The organism is Streptomyces sp. YGL11-2, from assembly GCF_050054615.1.
GTDB lineage: Bacteria > Actinomycetota > Actinomycetes > Streptomycetales > Streptomycetaceae > Streptomyces.
The window spans coordinates 5875-23587 of the sequence record NZ_JBNHIN010000082.1; the positions used below are offsets into that span (position 1 = coordinate 5875).

At 71.8% G+C, this 17713-nt stretch carries 16 protein-coding genes; 8 read left to right on the forward strand and 8 right to left on the reverse strand.

The window, feature by feature from the left end; translation table 11 throughout:
- Together ACO1BR_RS41265 and ACO1BR_RS41270 are read left to right on the forward strand one after the other, a co-directional pair.
- A partial coding sequence (locus tag ACO1BR_RS41265) for an ATP-binding protein (RefSeq protein WP_426800257.1) occupies positions 1-2140 on the forward strand: 2140 nt, incomplete at its 5' end.
- A gap of 146 nt (positions 2141-2286) precedes the next feature.
- A complete protein-coding gene (locus ACO1BR_RS41270) occupies positions 2287-2694 on the forward strand; it encodes a RidA family protein (protein ID WP_426800258.1) in 408 nt (135 codons plus the stop codon).
- A gap of 100 nt (positions 2695-2794) precedes the next feature.
- On the opposite strand, the gene ACO1BR_RS41275 is transcribed toward ACO1BR_RS41270, so the two are convergent.
- The 5 genes from ACO1BR_RS41275 to ACO1BR_RS41295 all read right to left on the reverse strand — a co-directional run bounded on the left by ACO1BR_RS41275 (position 2795) and on the right by ACO1BR_RS41295 (position 7073).
- Complete coding sequence (locus tag ACO1BR_RS41275; protein ID WP_426800259.1) at positions 2795-3787, reverse strand: Acg family FMN-binding oxidoreductase; 993 nt, start codon at positions 3785-3787, stop codon at positions 2795-2797.
- 360 nt (positions 3788-4147) lie between these two features.
- The gene (locus ACO1BR_RS41280) at positions 4148-4717 is read right to left on the reverse strand and encodes a CBS domain-containing protein (protein ID WP_426800260.1); all 570 of its coding nucleotides are present in this window, start codon (positions 4715-4717) and stop codon (positions 4148-4150) included.
- Positions 4718-5161: 444 nt separating this feature from the next.
- Positions 5162-5482 carry a hypothetical protein gene (locus ACO1BR_RS41285; protein ID WP_426800271.1) on the reverse strand — a complete coding sequence of 107 codons (321 nt, stop codon included), beginning with the start codon at positions 5480-5482 and terminating at the stop codon, positions 5162-5164.
- A 176-nt stretch (positions 5483-5658) separates the two neighbouring features.
- On the reverse strand, positions 5659-6318 hold the full coding sequence (locus ACO1BR_RS41290) for an HAD family hydrolase (protein ID WP_426800261.1): 660 nt from the start codon (positions 6316-6318) through the stop codon (positions 5659-5661).
- An 83-nt stretch (positions 6319-6401) separates the two neighbouring features.
- Complete coding sequence (locus ACO1BR_RS41295) at positions 6402-7073, reverse strand: LysE family translocator (protein ID WP_426800262.1); 672 nt, start codon at positions 7071-7073, stop codon at positions 6402-6404.
- A gap of 772 nt (positions 7074-7845) precedes the next feature.
- Here ACO1BR_RS41295 and ACO1BR_RS41300 point away from each other — a divergent pair.
- On the forward strand, positions 7846-8388 hold the full coding sequence (locus ACO1BR_RS41300) for a DUF488 family protein (protein ID WP_426800272.1): 543 nt from the start codon (positions 7846-7848) through the stop codon (positions 8386-8388).
- Positions 8389-8453: 65 nt separating this feature from the next.
- Here the strand turns inward: ACO1BR_RS41300 and ACO1BR_RS41305 are convergent, their stop codons facing one another.
- Complete coding sequence (locus ACO1BR_RS41305) at positions 8454-8882, reverse strand: hypothetical protein (protein WP_426800263.1); 429 nt, start codon at positions 8880-8882, stop codon at positions 8454-8456.
- A gap of 200 nt (positions 8883-9082) precedes the next feature.
- Here ACO1BR_RS41305 and ACO1BR_RS41310 point away from each other — a divergent pair, with 200 nt between their 5' ends.
- The 4 genes from ACO1BR_RS41310 (at position 9083) to ACO1BR_RS41325 (ending at position 14384) form a co-directional block, all read left to right on the forward strand.
- On the forward strand, positions 9083-9484 hold the full coding sequence (locus ACO1BR_RS41310) for a cupin domain-containing protein (RefSeq protein ID WP_426800264.1): 402 nt from the start codon (positions 9083-9085) through the stop codon (positions 9482-9484).
- A 376-nt stretch (positions 9485-9860) separates the two neighbouring features.
- Positions 9861-10808 (forward strand): ferritin-like domain-containing protein, encoded by a 948-nt coding sequence (locus tag ACO1BR_RS41315; protein WP_426800265.1) that lies wholly within the window; start codon positions 9861-9863, stop codon positions 10806-10808.
- A gap of 310 nt (positions 10809-11118) precedes the next feature.
- Positions 11119-13299, forward strand: a complete 2181-nt coding sequence (locus ACO1BR_RS41320) for a DUF362 domain-containing protein (RefSeq protein WP_426800266.1) — start codon at positions 11119-11121, stop codon at positions 13297-13299.
- 17 nt (positions 13300-13316) lie between these two features.
- Positions 13317-14384 carry an NAD-dependent epimerase/dehydratase family protein gene (locus tag ACO1BR_RS41325; RefSeq protein ID WP_426800267.1) on the forward strand — a complete coding sequence of 356 codons (1068 nt, stop codon included), beginning with the start codon at positions 13317-13319 and terminating at the stop codon, positions 14382-14384.
- Positions 14385-14475: 91 nt separating this feature from the next.
- On the opposite strand, the gene ACO1BR_RS41330 is transcribed toward ACO1BR_RS41325, so the two are convergent.
- Both ACO1BR_RS41330 and ACO1BR_RS41335 read right to left on the reverse strand, forming a co-directional pair.
- Positions 14476-14874 (reverse strand): hypothetical protein, encoded by a 399-nt coding sequence (locus ACO1BR_RS41330; RefSeq protein WP_426800268.1) that lies wholly within the window; start codon positions 14872-14874, stop codon positions 14476-14478.
- Positions 14871-16139, reverse strand: coding sequence for a hypothetical protein (locus ACO1BR_RS41335; RefSeq protein WP_426800269.1), 1269 nt, complete (start codon positions 16137-16139; stop codon positions 14871-14873). Before ACO1BR_RS41335 ends, ACO1BR_RS41330 begins: the two co-directional genes overlap by 4 nt.
- A gap of 755 nt (positions 16140-16894) precedes the next feature.
- Here ACO1BR_RS41335 and ACO1BR_RS41340 point away from each other — a divergent pair.
- Positions 16895-17191 (forward strand): DUF1330 domain-containing protein, encoded by a 297-nt coding sequence (locus ACO1BR_RS41340; RefSeq protein ID WP_426800270.1) that lies wholly within the window; start codon positions 16895-16897, stop codon positions 17189-17191.
- The last annotated feature ends 522 nt before the right edge of the window (positions 17192-17713 follow it).

Sequence of the window (17713 nt, forward strand, 5' to 3'; positions counted from 1 at the left end):
CCGGGTCAACGAACTGCCCGCCGGCCTCGCTCGCCTCGTCGGAAGGGAGCGCGAACTGACCCTGCTTACCGCGCCGTTGCCGTCCGACTCCGTGTCGATCGTGACGGTGGACGGCACCGCCGGCGTCGGCAAGACCGCGCTCGTCGTCCGGGCGGCGCGCGAGCTGTCCGCCCACTACCCGGACGGCTGCCTGTTCGTGGACCTGCGCGCACACGGCACGGGACGGCGGCGGATCCCTCCGCAGCGCGTGCTGCGGCGGTTGCTGCGGGCGATCGGCGCGGCCGACAGCGAGGCGCCCGACGACCTCGACGAACTCACCGCCGCCTGGCGGACCGCGACCAGTTCACTGCGGCTGCTCCTCGTACTGGACGATGCGCCGGGCGCGCAGCAGATCGTGCCCCTGCTGCCCGCCGGGCCGGGCAGCGCGGTGCTGGTGGCCGGACGGCGGCGGCTGACCGGGCTCGACGCCGATCGGCGGGTCACCTTGGAGCCGCTGGTGACCGCCGAGGGACTGTCCCTGCTCCGGCACATCGTCGGGGAGGAGCGCGCGGACCGGGAGCCGGCGGCGACGCGTGCGCTGGTCCGGCTGTGCGACGGGCTGCCGCTGGCCCTGCGCATCGCCGGGGCGCGGCTGCAGACCCGCCCGGCGTGGACGCTCGGGTACCTGGTGGACCGGATGGCGGGCGACGAGCGCCGGCTCGGCGAACTCAGTACCGGCGACCGCAGCGTTGAGGCGGCCTTCCGCCTGTCCTACGACCAGCTCACACCGCGGCAGCAGCGCGGATTCCGTGCCCTGGGCCTGTCACCGACGGTCGAGTTCGACCCGCGGACGCCGGCGGCCATGCTGGGCTGGTCGTCCCGCGACGCCGAGCAGGTCCTGGAGAGCCTGGTCGACGCGAGCCTGGTGCAGCAGCCGCGGCCCGGCCGGTACCGATTGCACGACCTCGTACGGGTGCATGCGCGCCGGCTCGCGGAGGCCGCGCCCGCCGAAGCCGACGCGGCGCGCACCGCCGCGCTCCGCCTCTATCTGGACGCGGGCCGGGCCACCAGCGACTGGGGCCCGGACGGATTCCCCACCGGACCGCAGCCCGCACAAGCGCCGTTCACGGGCTGGAAGGACGCGGACGGCTGGCTGGACGCGGCCGGTGCGGAACTCGTCGATGTCGTCGGGCATGCCGCGGCGCTCGGCGAGGCCGACCACGTGTGCTGGCTCGCCGAGGCGCTGAGCGACTACTTCGTCCGCCACGGCCGCTACCACGAGTGCCGGACCGCCCTGGAGACCGCGCTCGCGCACGCGGACGGCGCCACCGACCGGCGGATGGCCGCCGCCGTACGGAACTGCCTGGGCATCACCGACATCCACCAGGGCCGCTACGCCGAGGGCCATGCCTGGTTCACCGAGGCGCTGCACCTCAGTCGGCGGTGCGCCGACCCTCGTGAAGAGGCCCGCGCCCGGAGCGGGCTGGGGGCCGCCGAGATGAACCTGGGCCGGGCCGGGGAGGCGACGTCCCATCTCACCACCGCGGTGGAGCTGGCCCAGCGGCTCGGCGACGACTGGCTCGCGGCGATGGGACTCTGCATCCTCGGCACCGTTCACCTCGGCCAGGGGCGGACCGGGGAAGCGCTGGTCTGCTTCACCGACGCCCGGCCCCACGCCGAGAAGAACGGCCGGCCCCGCATGATCAGCAGGGTCCTGGCGTGCGCCGCCGATGTGCACCTCGGCCTCGGTGACCACGCCGCGGCCAGGCTCCTGTTCCGGCGCGCGGCCGACCTCGTCGAGCAGGTCGGGGACGTCCTCCTGCACAGCCTCACCCTGACCCGGCTGGGCACGGCGGAGCAGGGCGCCGGCAATCTGAGCGCCGCCACGGCCCTCCACCATCAGGCCCTCGCCCGGCACCGGTTGCTGTCCCCGCTCACCGAACCGCACTGCGGCCGGCTGGAGATGGACATCCGCTACCGGCTGGGCCGTACCTACGTGGCGGCAGGTCGCATCGCCGAGGCACGCGAACAGTTCCGGACCGCGCTCGCACTGCCCGGAGCCGACGGCCACCCGGCGGAGCAGGCTCTGGCCCTCGCGGCTCTCCACGACTGCAACGACGGCAACGACGTCAGCGACGTCAGCGACGTCACGGAATGCTGAGGTCGTTGTCCCGCGCGCGAGCTTCCGCTCCGGCAACTCCCGCACTCCTGGGCGCGGAAGCCGACGTCCGGGAAATCACGTCGCTCGCGGAGCCGGCCTCTGACAAGATCGTGGGCGCCTCCATGGCCACCGCGAAAGGAATGCCCATGCCGCGTGCCGTCACGCTGATCCGATCGCCGTCGCTGTCCGATGCCGCCGAATACGCCTACGCGGCCACGGCTCCGCCCGGGGCACGGCTGATCTTTCTCGCCGGAGCGTGCCCGCTGAACGAGGACGGCTCCACCGCGGCGGTCGGGGACGTCGCGGGGCAGGCGGCCAAGGCCGTCGCGAACATGCGGACCGCACTGGCGGACTCCGGTGCGTCGCTGCACGACGTCATCAGCACCCGCGTGCTGGTCGCCTCCCACCGGCGGGAGGACCTGGTGACGGCGTGGGGAGTGGTCCGGGACGCGTTCGGCGACCACGACGTACCGAGCACGCTGATGGGCGTCACGGTCCTCGGCTACCGCGACCAACTCGTGGAGATCGAAGCCATCGCCGCGGTGCTCGACTGACTCCTGAGCCGGCGGAACATCCCCACAGGCACATCCGCCCTCCGGCGCCCGCGCCGACAACCGGCCGACAACCGGCCGGCAGCCGCTCGCTCCCCGCCGCTCACGGCGTGATCGTGAGGACCTCCTCCACCGGCCGGCGCGGCGTGCACGGCCCCTGGGGGCCGTATCCAAGGCGGAGGATCATCTGGGCGTAGCCGGTGCCGGAGAGCGGGTCGCGCAGCAGCCAGCGCAGGTCGGGCCATTCCAGCGGCTGCGTCGCGAAGGAACTGGCGAGCCCCTGGCGGGTGGCGAGGAGCAGCACGCGCTGGAGCGCCTGGCCGGCGCGGAGCCAGTCGGCGGGGCCGTCGCGGGTGGTGCTGAGGGAGGCCAGTTGCGGCCGCTTCTCGAAGTCGGCGTAGGCGCGGCCGGGGACCGTGCGCCGCCCGGCGAAGTCCCGTACGGGGGCCGCGCCGCCGCGTTTGGCGGGGCCGAAGGCGTGGTCGGGGATCCCGTCGACGGGCGATGCGGCGGAGGTGTCACGCGTCCAGCCGCGCTGTTCGGCCTCCCTGCCGTCGTCCATGCGGTCGTACCCCTCGGCGTGCACGACGAGGTCCAGTACCGCCTCGCGGTGCGGGGCGGCCAGGAAGGCCAGCCGCGCCCCTTCGCGGGCCGCCGCCTCCACCAGGGCCGCGCGGAGGCCGTCCGGGATGCGCCGCTCGGCGAACGGATGGCGGCTGGTGTGCCGGTCGCGGATGGCGCCGTGGAGGCCGGAGAGAGCGACGTCCAGGGGCTCGTACGGTACGTCGAGGCGTACGGCGGCGAGGACCGCGGGGGCGCCCGGGTCGGGCAGCAGGGTGGTTGCCGTCCGGTGGCCGGCATGCGCGGCGGCGGCGCGCAGGTTCAGCAGGGCCGCGCCGCAGCCGAGGTGGAGTCCCCGGGTGGTGGGGTCGGCGTGCGGCATCGCGCGGTCGAGGTCCGCGGAGAGGGTGACGGTGCGCCGCGCCCGGGAGTAGGTGAAGTGCCACGGCTGGGCGTTGTGCATCGAGGGCGCGGCGGTGGCATCGGCGACCAGGGACGCGACCGCGGTGTCGTCGAGGGTGGGGTGGGTGAGCACCGGGGGCCTCCCGGGCGGATCGGACCGTGCCGCTACGGGCACGGTCGGTGGAACGAACAGGGTCGGCGGAACGAACAGGGCCGGTGGATCCGGCAGGGTCCGTGAACCGGCAGGATCGGCGGATCGGGTGGGGTCACTTCAGCGTGGCCGGGGGCCGGCGGCGGTGTCAGGGGCCATAAGTCCCTGGGCCACAGGCCGGTCGACCTCCAGGACGGGCGGCCCGGTCTCGCCATCCGGCCGCGCCTGCCGGCGGCACCGTGCGGGGCCGGGCTCGTCGGCACCTGACCTGCTCTCCCCCTCCCCCGCACATCGCGGCGCCCGGCCCGGCCGTGGTGTGACGGAGCCGCGGCGCCGGCGCCGTCACCGGGCCTGCGCGGTCCTGCTGGGCGGCTCCGCCAGCACACACCACGACACCGCGCCCAGCAGGTCGGACAGCCGCCGGGAGACATCCATCAGCAGGTCGTCGAGAGCCACCACGCCCACCAGCNACCGGGCCTGCGCGGTCCTGCTGGGCGGCTCCGCCAGCACACACCACGACACCGCGCCCAGCAGGTCGGACAGCCGCCGGGAGACATCCATCAGCAGGTCGTCGAGAGCCACCACGCCCACCAGCCGCCCCTGGTCCAGGACAGGCAGCCGGCGGACGGCCGAGCGGCGCATCGTCCGGTACGCGGCGTCCACGTCGTCGCCGGGCCGGACCGCGTGAACCGGCGCCGTCATCACCTCGCTGACCGGCGCGGCCGGGCTCCGCTCCGCGGCCAGCCCACGTACGGTCAGGTCCCGGTCGCTGACCATGCCGAGAACCACCTCGCCGGACATCACCACCACGCACCCGACGCTGCGCTGCCGCATCAACCGCGCGGTCTCCAGCAGGGTGGCGTCGGAACGGATCGTGACCACCGGTGTGCGCATCACGTCGCGAACCTGCATGACGGCCTCCTCACCGGCTCGAACCCACTCTCTCGCGCACCCCCGGACCGGGCTGTGGGCCGGTCGTCCCCGCCAGGGGCCGACCGGCCCATGTCCCCCTGCCCGCGTCGGCTTCCGGCCCGGCCGTCCGCCGACGTTCGAGACACCCCTCGACACCCCACTCGGCCCGCGACAGGGGTACCGGCGGCCCTACTCCGTCGCCGTACATCGCCGGCGGATCATGACCCCACGTACGACGTGCACGGCCTCACCCTGCCAGGCAGCGGCGGGCAGGTTTCGGCGCGCTCATCCGCGCGGTGGAGCATGCGACCACCGTCGATCCGGCCCAGGTGAAGCAGACAGCGGCCATGACGCGACCCCCGGCGATGGCCCGGGTCCCCCCACCCGCACCGTCCCGCGATCCGGGCTGTGCCTGGCGATTCGACTGCGAAGCGACCCCCTGTCCTACGCAGCGTGGGAACCGTCGAGGAACCCCAGCAGCACAGCGGCTTCCGCACGGAGTTGCGCAACTCGGCCCGCATGCGCGGGCGCAGTCAACTGCGTTGCGATCTCCAGTCGTTCGGTGGCCTCGCCACGCACGATCTCCGCCACCGTGTGCTCGCTCAGCTCACGCCGCGCCACCTCGGTAGCGCCGACGCCAACCGGCGAGTGCTCCAGCGCCAAGCCACGCAGCGCGGTCTCGTCCACGGGCACCGCCTCGGCGTTGTCCAGCGCGGCAAGCGTGGCGCGCAGCGCGCTCACCGCGGCCTTGTCGCGGGCACGCATCGCTTCCAACAGGGCCTGACGCAGGCGAAGACGTAGGGACATGCCGCAGACCCTATGGCCGTCCTCCTGCCCCCACAACGGAATATCCCTACAGCACGGACGCCCGCCAACCGCAACGTTCGGAACCGCGACGCCTCCCGAACACGGGTCAGGAGGACGCGTCAGCAGGGCGTGTCCTACCCCAGTTGCCTGGCCCAGTCGTGCAGTTCGGGTTCGGCCAGGCTGGCGCCCAGCCAGTCATGGTCGAGGTCGACTCCGGGAAGGGACGGTACGACCGCGACGTAGAGCCCGGCGGCTCGCGCCGAGGCGACGCCCGTGGCCGAGTCCTCGAAGGCGACGGAACGGTTCGGGACCGCACCGAGTGTCTCGCATGCCGTGAGGTAGAGCTCTGGTGCGGGCTTGGGGGTGCGTACCTCGTCGGCGGCGAACGAGTGGGGGAAGTAGTCGGCGAGGCCGGCCGACCACAGTGCCGCGTCCAGCAGTTCGCGGGGGCTGTTGCTCGCCACGGCGATGGGGACGGCTGCCCGGCAGGCACGCACCAGTTCCACCGCCCCGGGGAGGGCGACGGCTCCTCGGGAAAGCTCCTTGCGGACTCTTTCGACGAGTTCGGCGGCGAGTTCGGGGCCGGCGCCCGGGCGCCCCAGGTACTGGGCCATGGCCTCTCCGGCGTCCTCCACGGTGCGTCCGATGACCAGGGCCTTCTGTTCGGGACCGAAGGGATGGCCGTGCGCCGCGAAGACGGCGGTTTCCGCGACGGTCCAGCGGGCTTCGGTGTCGACCAGCAGGCCGTCACAGTCGAAGACCACGGCCTCGGTGCCGGTGGGGAGCGAGCACATGCAGATGTCCTTTCGCTTCGGGTGATGCGCGGGGTGCCGCTTCCACGGCTGTCGGCGGCCTTGCGACGGCGTCGCCCGGTGCCTCACTGCCCGAGTGCGAGCCGGATGCCGAAGGCGGCGATGACCGTGCCGGTGATGCGGTCCAGGCAGCGGCGGGCCGAGGGCCGTTGCAGGCGGTCTCGGAGCAGGCGTGCGAAGGCGATCAGCGCGCAGGCCCAGACGACGGCCAGGAGGACGTGCACGCCGGCCAGGAGCATGCCCGCAGCGAGGGACGAGGCGCCGGCGGGGATGAACTGCGGCAGCACCGCGACGTAGAACGCGCCCATCTTCGGGTTGAGGAGATTGGTCACGACCCCCTGCCGCCAGCCGCCGAGCAGGGTGTCGCCGGCGCCCTTCCCGGCCTGGGTCCCGGCCCCGGTCGCTCCCCCGGCCCCCGCTGTCTGCGGGATCTCGCCCGATGATCGGCGCCGGGTGGCCCACAGCAGCCTGCCGCCCATCCACACCAGGTATGCGGCTCCGACCCACCGAAGAATCTCGTAGGCGAGGTGAGACGCGGTCAGCAGTGCGGTCACGCCGAGCGCGGTGAGCGCGCCCCAGACCAGCGTGCCGCATTGGATGCCGAGGACCACGCCCCAGGCACGACGGCGGTGCCCGAGCGCCGCGGTGCGCAGGATGAGTGCGGTATCCAGTCCGGGAGTGAGCGTGAGGAGTCCCACTATCAGGGCGAAAGTCCCTATTGCTTCCAGGGTGATCATGAGCGATCACCCTAGGTCGGGAGCCGTGGAACGTCCACATTCCTGCCCGTAATCGGGCAGGAATTGCAGTGTTCGAGGAGGCTGTCACCACCGGGCCGACACCTGCACGCGGGCAGCGGAGCCGTTGGCACTGGTGATCCGACGTCACCGCCTCGGAACCAGCCCGGCCCGCTCACCGACTCCCGGCAAAAGGCCGCGGATGACCGTGTGACCGAGGACCGGTTCGACCCTGGATTCATTGACCAGTTGGGGAACTCATCGGCGCAGGCAACCGACTCCTCGGACGGAGGCCGCTGTCCGGCAGCCGCGTACGGGAGAGGCCGGAGCGGTGCCGCATCACATCGAGGAACCGCCCCCGGCCCGCATGCCGTCGCCCCGCGCGACGGGCGGCCGGCCACGGACCGTTGGAGCCTGGTCCACGGGCCGCGTTCCTGGCCGCGACCGCCGGATTCGCCGTCTGCAGCGCGGCCGCTGCCGCCGCCCCGTGGGCGGCCTGGCTGATCGAGGCCCGCGCCTGCCAAGGCGCGCTCGCCGCCGTACTCCTGGCCCTGACCCTCGCGCCCGGCTCACCCGCACGGCTACTGCCGGCCGTGGCTGCCGCACCGCCGCTCGCCCTGTGGCTGCGCGGTCCGGCGGGCGCACGTTCTCCGCCGCAACACGCGAGTCCGGGACGCACGGGAGCTGGGGCGAGCGCCGCCGCTTGCGGCTGGTAACACGGTTGCTACCGGTGCCCCGACCGACGCCGGCGGATCCGCAAGTGAGGCCCACCACGATGCTCCTGTTGACCTTCGGCCACGGCACCGCCACCGCGGCGGAGATGGCGCGCCTGTTGCAGCACGCCGAGGTGCGCCGCCTGGTCGACGTGCGGACGGCTCCCGGCAGCCGCCACAATCCCGACGCCGGACGCGACACCATGGCGCGGTGGCTGCCGCAGGCAGGTATCACCTACCGCTGGGACAACCGCCTCGGCGGCTGGCGAACGGCACGGCCGGACACCCCCGACACCGCGCTGCGCAACCGGGCGTTCGCGGGGTACGCCGCACACATGCGCTCGCCTGAGTTCCTGGCCGCGATGGAGGAACTGCTCGCCGAGGCCGCCGTGGAGCGCACCACGGTGATGTGCGCCGAGTCCGTGTGGTGGCGCTGCCATCGCAAACTGATCGCCGACTTCCTGGTCCTGGCCCGCCGGGCCCAGGTGCTGCACCTCATGCACGACGGCAGGCTGCGCCCGCATCCGGTCAGCCCGGAGGCCCGGCTGCTGCCCGGACGACAGCTGCTCGTCTACGACGCGGGCCAGGAACCGCTCCCCGGCTGAATCGGCCGGACTCCCGGCTTGCCGGCGGCTTTGCGTGCGGTACAGGAGGTCAGGCGGTTAGGCGGTTAGGCGGTCAGGACGCTGATACCCAGGGCGAGCAGGCTGAGGACTTTGCTGGTCTCGGTGGCCACGTAGAACAGGTGGGCACGGGAGCGCGGGAGGGCTTCACCTGCGAGCACCCGGTCCGAACGGCGGTTGAGACGGGGCCGGATCACGGCGAGTTGCACGGCCAGCAGCAACACGGACACGGCGGTGAGCGCGCCCACGGACGCGGGAGGGCCGCCGAGTGCCACCGCGGCGATCAGGACGAGGGCGAGCAGGGCCTCGATCAGGTTGAGCGCCTGGAAGACGAGGCGGCCGATGCCGAGGCCGATGGGCAGGGTCACGCCGGGTGCCCGGAACTTCAACGGCGCCTCCAGGAAGGAGATCGCCAGGACCATCCCGAGCCAGACGAAGCTGACCGCAGTGGCTACGGCGGCCGAGGTGACGTTCATGGTGTGCGCTGTCCTTCCACTCGCGGCCCGGCCTCCGCACGGCCAGGCCAAATACACATGCTAGATTCGCATTTGAGAGGGCTGCCGGCCGTGTGGATCACGTCACCGACTCGGCGTCTTCGCCGCGAGGCGTACGTTGGCCTGGCCGGCCCGAGAACGGCCCGGGACGGCCGCATGCACGTATGAGACGGTGGTAATTCATGGCTGACTCACACATCGACCCCGTCGGGCCGGCCGGCGCGCGGTTCCCGCGAGTCCTGTGCGATACCGGGCTGCTCGCAGCCGCCGACTCCGCGCCGACCGGTGCTCTCTGGCGGCTGACCGAACCCGGACGGCAACTCGACGCCAACCTCGTCCGCATCCCGCCCGAGGGACGCATCGACACGCACACCGAGCCCGACCTCGACGTCCTCCTGCTCGTCGTCGCGGGCGACGGCACCCTGGGAACGACACAGGCCGCCCAACCACTCGCCCCGGGCAGCCTCACCTGGCTCCCGCACGGCACCGCCCGTAGCCTCACCGCGGGCAAGGACGGCATGTCCTGTCTGACGGTCCACCGCCGTCGCCCCGGCATGCAGATCCGCAACCAACCCCAGAAGTGAACCGCGGCGCCACGGCACCGCGCCGACTGGACCGACAGGGTGGTCGATGCGCCGGCTGACGCCGCGCGCCCCGGGAACGGTGGTGGCGGCTGCTAATTTCGCGAACTGTCCGAGGGACCCGGGGAACTGCAGTCGAGCAGGGCCATGGTTGTGAGCGGAGGCACCGGTGACTGACGCGAGGGAAGGTCCGGACACACTGCCAGGCACCCGCTTCAAACGCCGAAGCTTCCTGACGTCAGCCGCCTTTGCAGCCGCCACCCCCGTCTCGGCCGCCCGTGCAGCCCAGGCTGCCGAACCCCCGGCGGACAGCTCCCCCACCGCACCCCACTGCGGCTCCGTGGGACACCTCCTCGCCGTTCCCGAGGATGCCCGCGGGGTGGACTGGATCAGATCGGCCCTCCAGGTGGCTGTGCAACTCGAACTCTCCACCATCCCCGCCTACTTGTGCGGCTGGTGGTCCGTCAAGGACCGCGGCGGCGAAGTCGCCCGGTTGATCCGGCGCATCGTCCTCGACGAGATGTACCACTTGGGATTGGTGTCCAACTTGCTTGTGGCGGTGGGCGGGCGACCGAGAATCAGGGACGCAGCACCCACCTACCCGGGCCCGCTGCCCGGGGGTGTGCGCGCCGGAGTGACCGTGTATCTGTCAGGTCTCACCAAGTCACTCGTGCACGACGTGATGATGGCGATCGAGGCGCCCGAAGTCCCGCTCGCCCAGGCCGCGAACAACTCACCCACCATCGGTGGGTTCTACGGCGAACTGCAGAAGGCGTTCCGGACCACGGCTCCCGAACTGTCCACTCGCGGGCAACTGTCCAGCTACATCGGCTCGGACGATCTGAAGCCGGTCGAGAACCTCGACGACGTCGAACGCTCCATGGAGATCGTGAAGGAGCAGGGCGAGGGCACTGCCAGTTCCCCGTCCAACACCTTCGAGGACGACCATCCGGCCCACTACTACGCCTTCAGCGAGATCTACCACGGGCAACGGCTGCACAACGTGAGCGGCAAATGGGAGTTCACCGGCGCGGCCGTGCCCTTCCCGGACGTCCGCCCCATGGCCCGAGTACCGGCCGACGGCTGGCCCCACCCCCCGACGGACGTGCAGCGACTCCTGGAGCGCTTCGACTCCACCTACCACGCCGTGCTCGACTCCCTCGACCGGGCCTGGGACGGAGACGGCCACCGCGCCCTGAGCGCGGCGGTCCACTCCATGCGCGGACTGGAGGACCCTGCCGTGGAACTGATGGGGATCGCGATCCCCGACGCCCCGGGCACCTACGGTCCCCAGTTCCGCCCGCCCCCACCCCCTCGGGCCACCTGACGGACCTGCCCTGCAGCGCATCTTCGCTTCCGCCGGGCCTTCGTGCCCGCCGGAGCCAACTACCGGAACCACGTGGTCGGGTGAGGGCGTCAGGGCTCTGCCAGGGGTGCGCACCTGGCAGTTCACCTGCCACACTCGCGTACCCCCGGCCTGACGATGATCCGGCTCTGCCGCGAGCGCGTCCTCCCACCCATCCCCCTCAGGTCCAGTAGAATACGTTTTATACCTGTTTGGTCGTTTTGCGACAGGTGGCGCTGGGCCGACCCGGGCGCACCGTTGAACGACGCGCCCCTGGGCGGAGGCCATCAAGATGAGCTCCCACGACGAGGCCGCGGTGGGACCGTCGCGTGCGGTCTCCTCCACCAACGCCGAGGCCGACATGGCCACCGTCGCCGCCGTGGTGCGGTCCACCCGGACCCGGCCCCTTGCGCCCGCGCGCCTGCTGGCGGACGCGGTCACCCGGGCCGGGCTCTGGCAGCGGCTCACCGAACGCGCGGCCGGGGATCCGGGCGGGCTGGCGGTGATGTTGACGCCGGGCACATCCGCGTACGGCGATCCGACGACCGCGGTCAGCGCCGCGCTCGTGGAGCAGCTGATCGACCTGCTGTGTGACAGGGGCTACCGGAACATCACCGTCGGAGCCTCCCGCTGCGGCCCGGACGTGTGGCTTGAGGGCCCCGGACTGCTGCAGACCTGTCGCCGCCTCGGCTACGGCGGGCGCACCCAACAGGGCAACGTCTACCGGATCGTGGACCTCTCCGAGGACATCGAACCGGCCGGGTTCCCCGCTTCCAGCGTGCTGCACGGCACCGGTATGGCGCGTGCCTGGCTGTCGGCCGACTTCCGCATCAACATCGCGAAGAACAGCACCCACCCGGAGTTCGGGTACGCCCTCTGCCTGGCCAATCTGTTGGGTGTGCTGCCGCACGCCGACAAGCACCACCACTACCGGGCACGGCGCGACGGCGCCGAGGTCGTCGTGGATCTGCTGCGTTCCCACGCACCGGACTTCCACATCATCGACGCGGTGGTGAGCAGTCACGGGTGTGCCGGTTCGTACGTGGGCAAGCCGCTGGGAACGGGGACGGTCATCGCCGCGCCGGACGGGGCACTGGCGGACATGGTCGGTGCACTGCTCATGCGCGTCGACCCCGTCTCGTCGCCGCTCAACGCGCGGGTACTCCACGACCGCGGACTGCCGGACGGCTATCACCTCGACGGAGACCTGACGCCCTATCAGGGATGGCGCAACCCTCCGCGAGCCCTGGTCGAGGCGGTGCGCCGACTCGCCCCGGACGGCCGGGTGCACCGGCTGTTCAGCATCGCCTCCTGGCAGGTCACCCCGGGCACGGCTGAGGTCACCGATCCCGCGCTGGCACGGCTCTCGCGCGTCCTGACCACGCTGATCCGCGTCGCGGACGAGAACCCGGCCGCTTCCGCCGCCCTCTGCACGGTGGTCGGGGCGGCCGCATCCGCGTCGTCCACCGTACGCGCGTGGCGTGCCGGGTACGGCAAGGAGAAGATCCGGCGCCGGGACGTCTCGCTCGCCATCGACCCGGACGCCTACACCCACACCGACTTCGACCGGATCGACGGTCTCCTCCGGCCGTTGGAAGAAGTGATCGACGCGCTGCCCGCGGACGCCTGGCTGATGCGGTGGCAACACCTGGGCGGCTCGGTCCTCTTCGGCTGCGAGCGCACCGTCAATGCGCCGTACGCGGAGTTCGTGCGCCGGGTGGACATCAGCCAGTCCATCAGCTACATGACCGACTACCTGGGCGGACGGGTCCACGTGGTGTCCCGCGACGCGCGGGGGCGGCCCACCCGCCAGATCGAACGCAACCTGTATCTGGCACAGCCGAACTACATGGCGTTCTACGGCGGTCCGCCCATCGATGTCTGCAAGCTTGAGTCGATCACCTACCAGGAGCAGTCGCAGCGGATCGCCTGGCGAACCGTGCACAGCCCGAACGGCTCCGCCCAGTGCGACGACGGTTCGGTGGGCTTCCTCCCGGCGGACGGCGGAAACCGCACCCGGATCGTGGTCCGGGTGCGCCAGCGGTTCACCCTGCCGCTGACCTGGCAGGTGTTCCGTCCCGAAACCCGGCCCAGGCTCAGGGATCCGTTGGTGCAGGACTCCTATCAGCGGTTCTTCACCCGCACGCTCGACAACTTCGAGGCGCAGTATGAGGGGCGGCCCTACCGGATCGGCCGTGCCTGGGAGGAGCATGACGACGTGCTGGCCGCCGAGTTGCCCACCCAGCGCCTGACCGAGGCCGCCCGGCTCGTACGGAGCTTCGCCTCGCAAGCCTTGGACGTGTCGCGACTGCCGGGGCGGTTGGGGCCGGACGGCTTCTGGCATGTTACGCCCGGTGACATGCCGTCCCGTTTTGGGCTGTTGGAGGAACTCCGGGACGAGCTGCGGCCCGCGGTCACCGGTTTCTGGCAGGGGCTGCGCGCAGCCGCAGCCCGCGACAGACGATCGAGGTAACCCCTGTGAAAGCGTGTGTGACCGGAGCTTCCGGACTTGTCGGTGGCCAGGTGGTGCGGGCCCTGTCGGGCGCCGGCCACGAGGTGCGGGCGCTGGTCCGCCGGAGCGGCGACACGCGGCAACTCCACGCGCTCGGCATCCCCGTGGTCCACGCGGATCTCCGTGCCCCCGCCACCTTGCGGCCCGCGTTCGAGGGCTGCGAGACGGTGTTCCACTGCGCCGCCGTGTTCACGTACTGGGACGTCACGCGGGAGGAACTGGCCCGGGCCAACGTGGCGGGCACCCGTGAGGTGCTGCAGGCGGCTGCGGCGGCGGGGGTCCGGCGGGTGGTGGTGACCTCGTCGTCGGTCACCTGCGGATCGTCCGACGGCCCGGCGTCCCGCGACGAGAACGGGATGCCGGGCGAGGAGTATCTGCCGGACTACTTCCTCACCAAGCTGGAGCAGGAGCGGACCGCGCTCGCTCTGGGCACCGGACTGGGACTGGAGGTGGTGGCCGCCTGCCCGACCATCGTGGTCGGCGGGCCCGACCGGCGGCTGGTCCCCAGCAACGCACTGCTCACCCGGTATCTGGCGGATCCGCTGCGCACCACCTACCCGGGCGGATGCAACATCGTCTCCGTCCGCGACGTCGCCGAGGGCCACGTACTGCTCGCGGAGCACGGAACCGCCGGGGAACGCTATCTGCTGGGCGGTGAGAACTGGGCGTGGCGGACCATCCACCAGACCGTCTCGGAGCTGTGCGGCACTCATGGGCCGTGGGCCACTGCCACGCACACCGGCGCGTACGTGGCGGCGACGCTGGCGGAGATCCGGGCGGTGCTGGGCGCCCGGACCCCGTCGACCACCCGCGCGGAGGCCCGGACGATGGGCCGGTACTACTGGTACCGGCACGACAAGGCCGCCGCCCTGGGGTACGCACCGCGGCCCGCGCGCCAGGCGCTCGCCGAGGCGCTCGGCTGGCTGGTGACCAGCCCGCATGTGCCGGACCGGATCAGGTCGGGACTGCGGCCGCATCCGGAGGTCATGGGCACGCGGGAACTGGTCCCCCGGCAGCTGGACGAGGGAGTCGGAGCGCTGAACTGACCGAAGTGCCCGGTCAGTTCAGCGGACGGTGGCACACGGTGGGGCGGCGGCGGTGCCCGTCACCGTACGCCGGCAGCCCCGGAAACCGCCGTCACCGCTTCGTACCCCTGGAGCGGGGCGGGGGGCCGGCCTTGGTGCCCCCTCCGCCGCCACCCTTGTCGTCCGGCACCGTGGCCGGTGCGGACGCGCGCAACTGCTCGCAGAGGCGCTGTTCGTGCTCCCGGGTCAGCTCCGCCACGTTCCGGGCGTAGTCGACGCCGAGTCCGCCCAGTGCCGAGGCGAACTTCACGCCCTCGTCGCCGACGAACTCCCAGTACGCCCTGTTGACCTCGCCCCAGGTGGGCTTGCCGTTGAGCAGTCCGGTCACCAACTCCGCGTAGTCACCCCACATCGCGGTCTGGAGTTCGGCGATCCGGACGGCTGCGGTCCGGAAGTGTTCCCAGCTTCGCCGGAGTTCGGCGGCCAGTTCTTCGGTCGTCTCGGTGCTCATGAACACTCCTCAGGTCGGGCCCCGGCAGGAGCCGGAACCGGGCTCAGCAGGGTGCTGTGGTGGAACCCCAGGCGGGGGTCGGTCCAGACAGGCAGATCGGGACGGTACGCGCGCAGCTCAGGCATCTCGACCCGGAGCCGCACGGTATTGGCGGGATAGTCGTAGACGGTGATCGTGTTGAGTCCGCGGTTGGCGGTGAACAGCAGCTTCTGGTCGGCGGAGAGCTGGCAGGCGTAGACCGAGTCGAGCAGTGTGCCGCGTGTGACGCGCAGCGCGCCGACGAAGTGCCTGCTGCTCGGGACGGGGGACCCCCGGGTGAAAGCGTCGGTGACCTGCCGGGCGGCCTGCCGGGCGGAGCGCATCTGCGCGGACAGTCCCGGTCGTTCGTCGATGACGCGGTACGAGGTGAAGTCGGCGAGGTCGATCATGACGATGGTGCCGCTGCCGCCGTTGCAGTAGATCAGCTCGCGGTCGGAGACACACACGTCCGAGTTGATGTGCGCGGGCACGTTCTGACCGCAGTTCCAGTGCCGCAGGATCTGCCCGCTGGCGGCGTCGATCTCGAACACGTACTCCTTGAAGTAGGCCATGGCCCATTCGTGCCAGTCCCGACCCTCCTGGGGATGGACCCGGAAGGACAGCGCGTAGAAGACGTCCTCATACGGATGGCAGGCCACGTGCCAGCAGGTCGTCGGCAGGGGGATCCGCCGGGCGACGCGACGTTCGAGGTCGAAGATGCCGACCTCGGCGGCCTCGCCCCGACCCGGATGGTCCATCCCCCCGTAGACGAGATAGCGGCCGGAGGCCGTGCGTTTCATGGCATGCGGAAGTTTGAGCAGGTGATCGCCGATGCGCTCGGCCTTGGTCGGGCGGTCGAGGTCCACCAGCCAGAAACCGTCGCCGATGGCCGTGACGCCCTGGGTGTTGTCCAGCCACACCATGTGCGTGCTGCTCTTGATGGACGCGTCGGGGGTTTCGAACCGCAGGGTGGAGACCCGCTCGCGCTCGTCCAGTGAATGGACGTCGTAGAACATGAGCTGTTGCCCGGCATTGCCGAGGAACCCGGATTTCCGGTCGGGCGTGATGCTGATGGCATGGCCGCCGGCCACACCATCGTAGTACTGCACGCGGTAGGCGTATTCGCCGCTGTCCGGGTTGTAGCGGAAGACGCAGACACCCGCCGCACCCTCCAGACCGTTCAGGCCGTTGCCGTCGAGGGCGATGTGGAAGGCGTAGGGGTAGCGGTCGGTAGATGTAACCATCATGGACCGTCCTACCGTGGTGACACCGCGTCGCTTGCGGGGGGTTCCTCCATGCGCCCAGCCTCCATGGATCATCGTACGAGGGGTGCGGCCAGGCCGCATGTCGTGCGAAAGCGGTTCGCCATGCCCGCGAACACGTTCCCCGACCCCTGCCCACGTCGTCGTTTCCGGCAGCACGTCACGTGCCGACGGGAACGGTGCGGGCGGATCGGCGTGCCGTACCCGATGCCTCCGCTGTGCTCGCGGGAGCAGGACCGGAGGGCATGTCGAGGCGGTCCGGCACTCGCCCCATCATCTCACCAAGGGTGTGCGAGATCGCGCGTTGAGCGGCCGCTCGGCCTGTCGGATCCGCCCGAAGGCGACTTCGGCGCCGGCGGACAGGGGGCGGCCGTCCGGTTGCCCGGCTCGGCGGTGCGCCGCATGAGAGCAGGGTGCCGGATGACGTGCAGAGGCGTGCGCAGCGGCGGCGGGGGTTTCCCGCCGTGTGACGCGACGCAGGCGCCACTCGGGTGTCGCCGCCGCCGGCTTCCGCGCCGGGCGCATCGGCCTGGAGCCGGGGCAGCGCACTCGGCGGGCCAGAGAGCGAGAGGGCACCGAGACCGCCGACAGCGGCACCCGGCACCCCTGCGCACCCGGCCCCGGACGCTGACGGCCTGTGGGCCGCGGCGATGTCGGTCGGCGCCTGCCTCTGCCTCTGCGGGGCAAACCGATGGCACCGTCACGGACCGGGCGTCGGCGGACCTGGCACCATGGCCGCCATGACTGCCTATGTGATCTCCGAGGTCGAGGTGCTGGACGAGGAACAGGCCGGTGAGTACCGCGCGTTGGCCGAGGCTTCGATCCGCCGCTACGAGGGCCGCTATGTCGTCCGCGGTGCCCTGCCCGACGCCGTCGAGGGGGCCTGGTCCGCTTCCCACCGGTTGGTCGTCGTCGAGTTCCCCGACATGGACCGGGCCAGGCAGTGGTACGCCTCGCCCGAATACGCAGCGGCGCTGAAAATCCGGAAGGCAGCGCTGGACCGGCGGCTTCTCTTCGTCGAGGGCGTGTCCGCATAGCGCCGTCGCAGGCGCGCCCGGGAGTCGCTCGGCACGGCGCGGGCCGGCCCGGCAGCTCCGGCTACCTAGTCGGCGGCGCCCCGCTGTCCACGCTCTACCGCGCGAAGGTCGAACCGGCCTTCCAGACCCGTGAGTTGATGCCGCGGGAGGGAGGGGTCGGGGGTCGCCGAGCTCTTCGCGTTCGGTGAAAAGCTCAATGCGGAGGTCCTCGACCCCCGGGAGCGACGCCGGCGCATGGGCGAGATGGCGCTGGCTGCGGATACGGTGGCGGAGGCCGACCGCCTGGCCGTCATCGAGGCCCGGTTGCCGTCGCGCGCTCCTGGCCGGAACGCCCACTGCGCATCGTGGCGTTGGACGCCGCCACGGGTGAGAGCCGGCTCTTCGACCGCGCCTCGGGCGTCTCGCTGGTCGGCACGGTGACCGCGCTCTGGAACGGCGCATGGTCTAGACCCGGATTTCGCACATGGGGTCTGAGGTGTCCAGCCAGCGGGGGCAGGTTTCGTCGATGCCGAGCAGTCCGAG

Excerpts from the sequence above, each read along its gene's own strand:
- ACO1BR_RS41305 (WP_426800263.1), bottom strand. The coding sequence starts at position 8,882 with ATGAACGTCACCTCGGCCGCCGTAGCCACTGCGGTCAGCTTCGTCTGG.
- ACO1BR_RS41340 (WP_426800270.1), top strand. The coding sequence starts at position 16,895 with ATGACTGCCTATGTGATCTCCGAGGTCGAGGTGCTGGACGAGGAACAG.
- ACO1BR_RS41270 (WP_426800258.1), top strand. The coding sequence starts at position 2,287 with ATGCCGCGTGCCGTCACGCTGATCCGATCGCCGTCGCTGTCCGATGCC.
- ACO1BR_RS41320 (WP_426800266.1), top strand. The coding sequence starts at position 11,119 with ATGAGCTCCCACGACGAGGCCGCGGTGGGACCGTCGCGTGCGGTCTCC.
- ACO1BR_RS41335 (WP_426800269.1), bottom strand. The coding sequence starts at position 16,139 with ATGATGGTTACATCTACCGACCGCTACCCCTACGCCTTCCACATCGCC.
- ACO1BR_RS41290 (WP_426800261.1), bottom strand. The coding sequence starts at position 6,318 with ATGTGCTCGCTCCCCACCGGCACCGAGGCCGTGGTCTTCGACTGTGAC.
- ACO1BR_RS41285 (WP_426800271.1), bottom strand. The coding sequence starts at position 5,482 with ATGCGTGCCCGCGACAAGGCCGCGGTGAGCGCGCTGCGCGCCACGCTT.
- ACO1BR_RS41300 (WP_426800272.1), top strand. The coding sequence starts at position 7,846 with ATGCTCCTGTTGACCTTCGGCCACGGCACCGCCACCGCGGCGGAGATG.
- ACO1BR_RS41330 (WP_426800268.1), bottom strand. The coding sequence starts at position 14,874 with ATGAGCACCGAGACGACCGAAGAACTGGCCGCCGAACTCCGGCGAAGC.
- ACO1BR_RS41295 (WP_426800262.1), bottom strand. The coding sequence starts at position 7,073 with ATGATCACCCTGGAAGCAATAGGGACTTTCGCCCTGATAGTGGGACTC.
- ACO1BR_RS41310 (WP_426800264.1), top strand. The coding sequence starts at position 9,083 with ATGGCTGACTCACACATCGACCCCGTCGGGCCGGCCGGCGCGCGGTTC.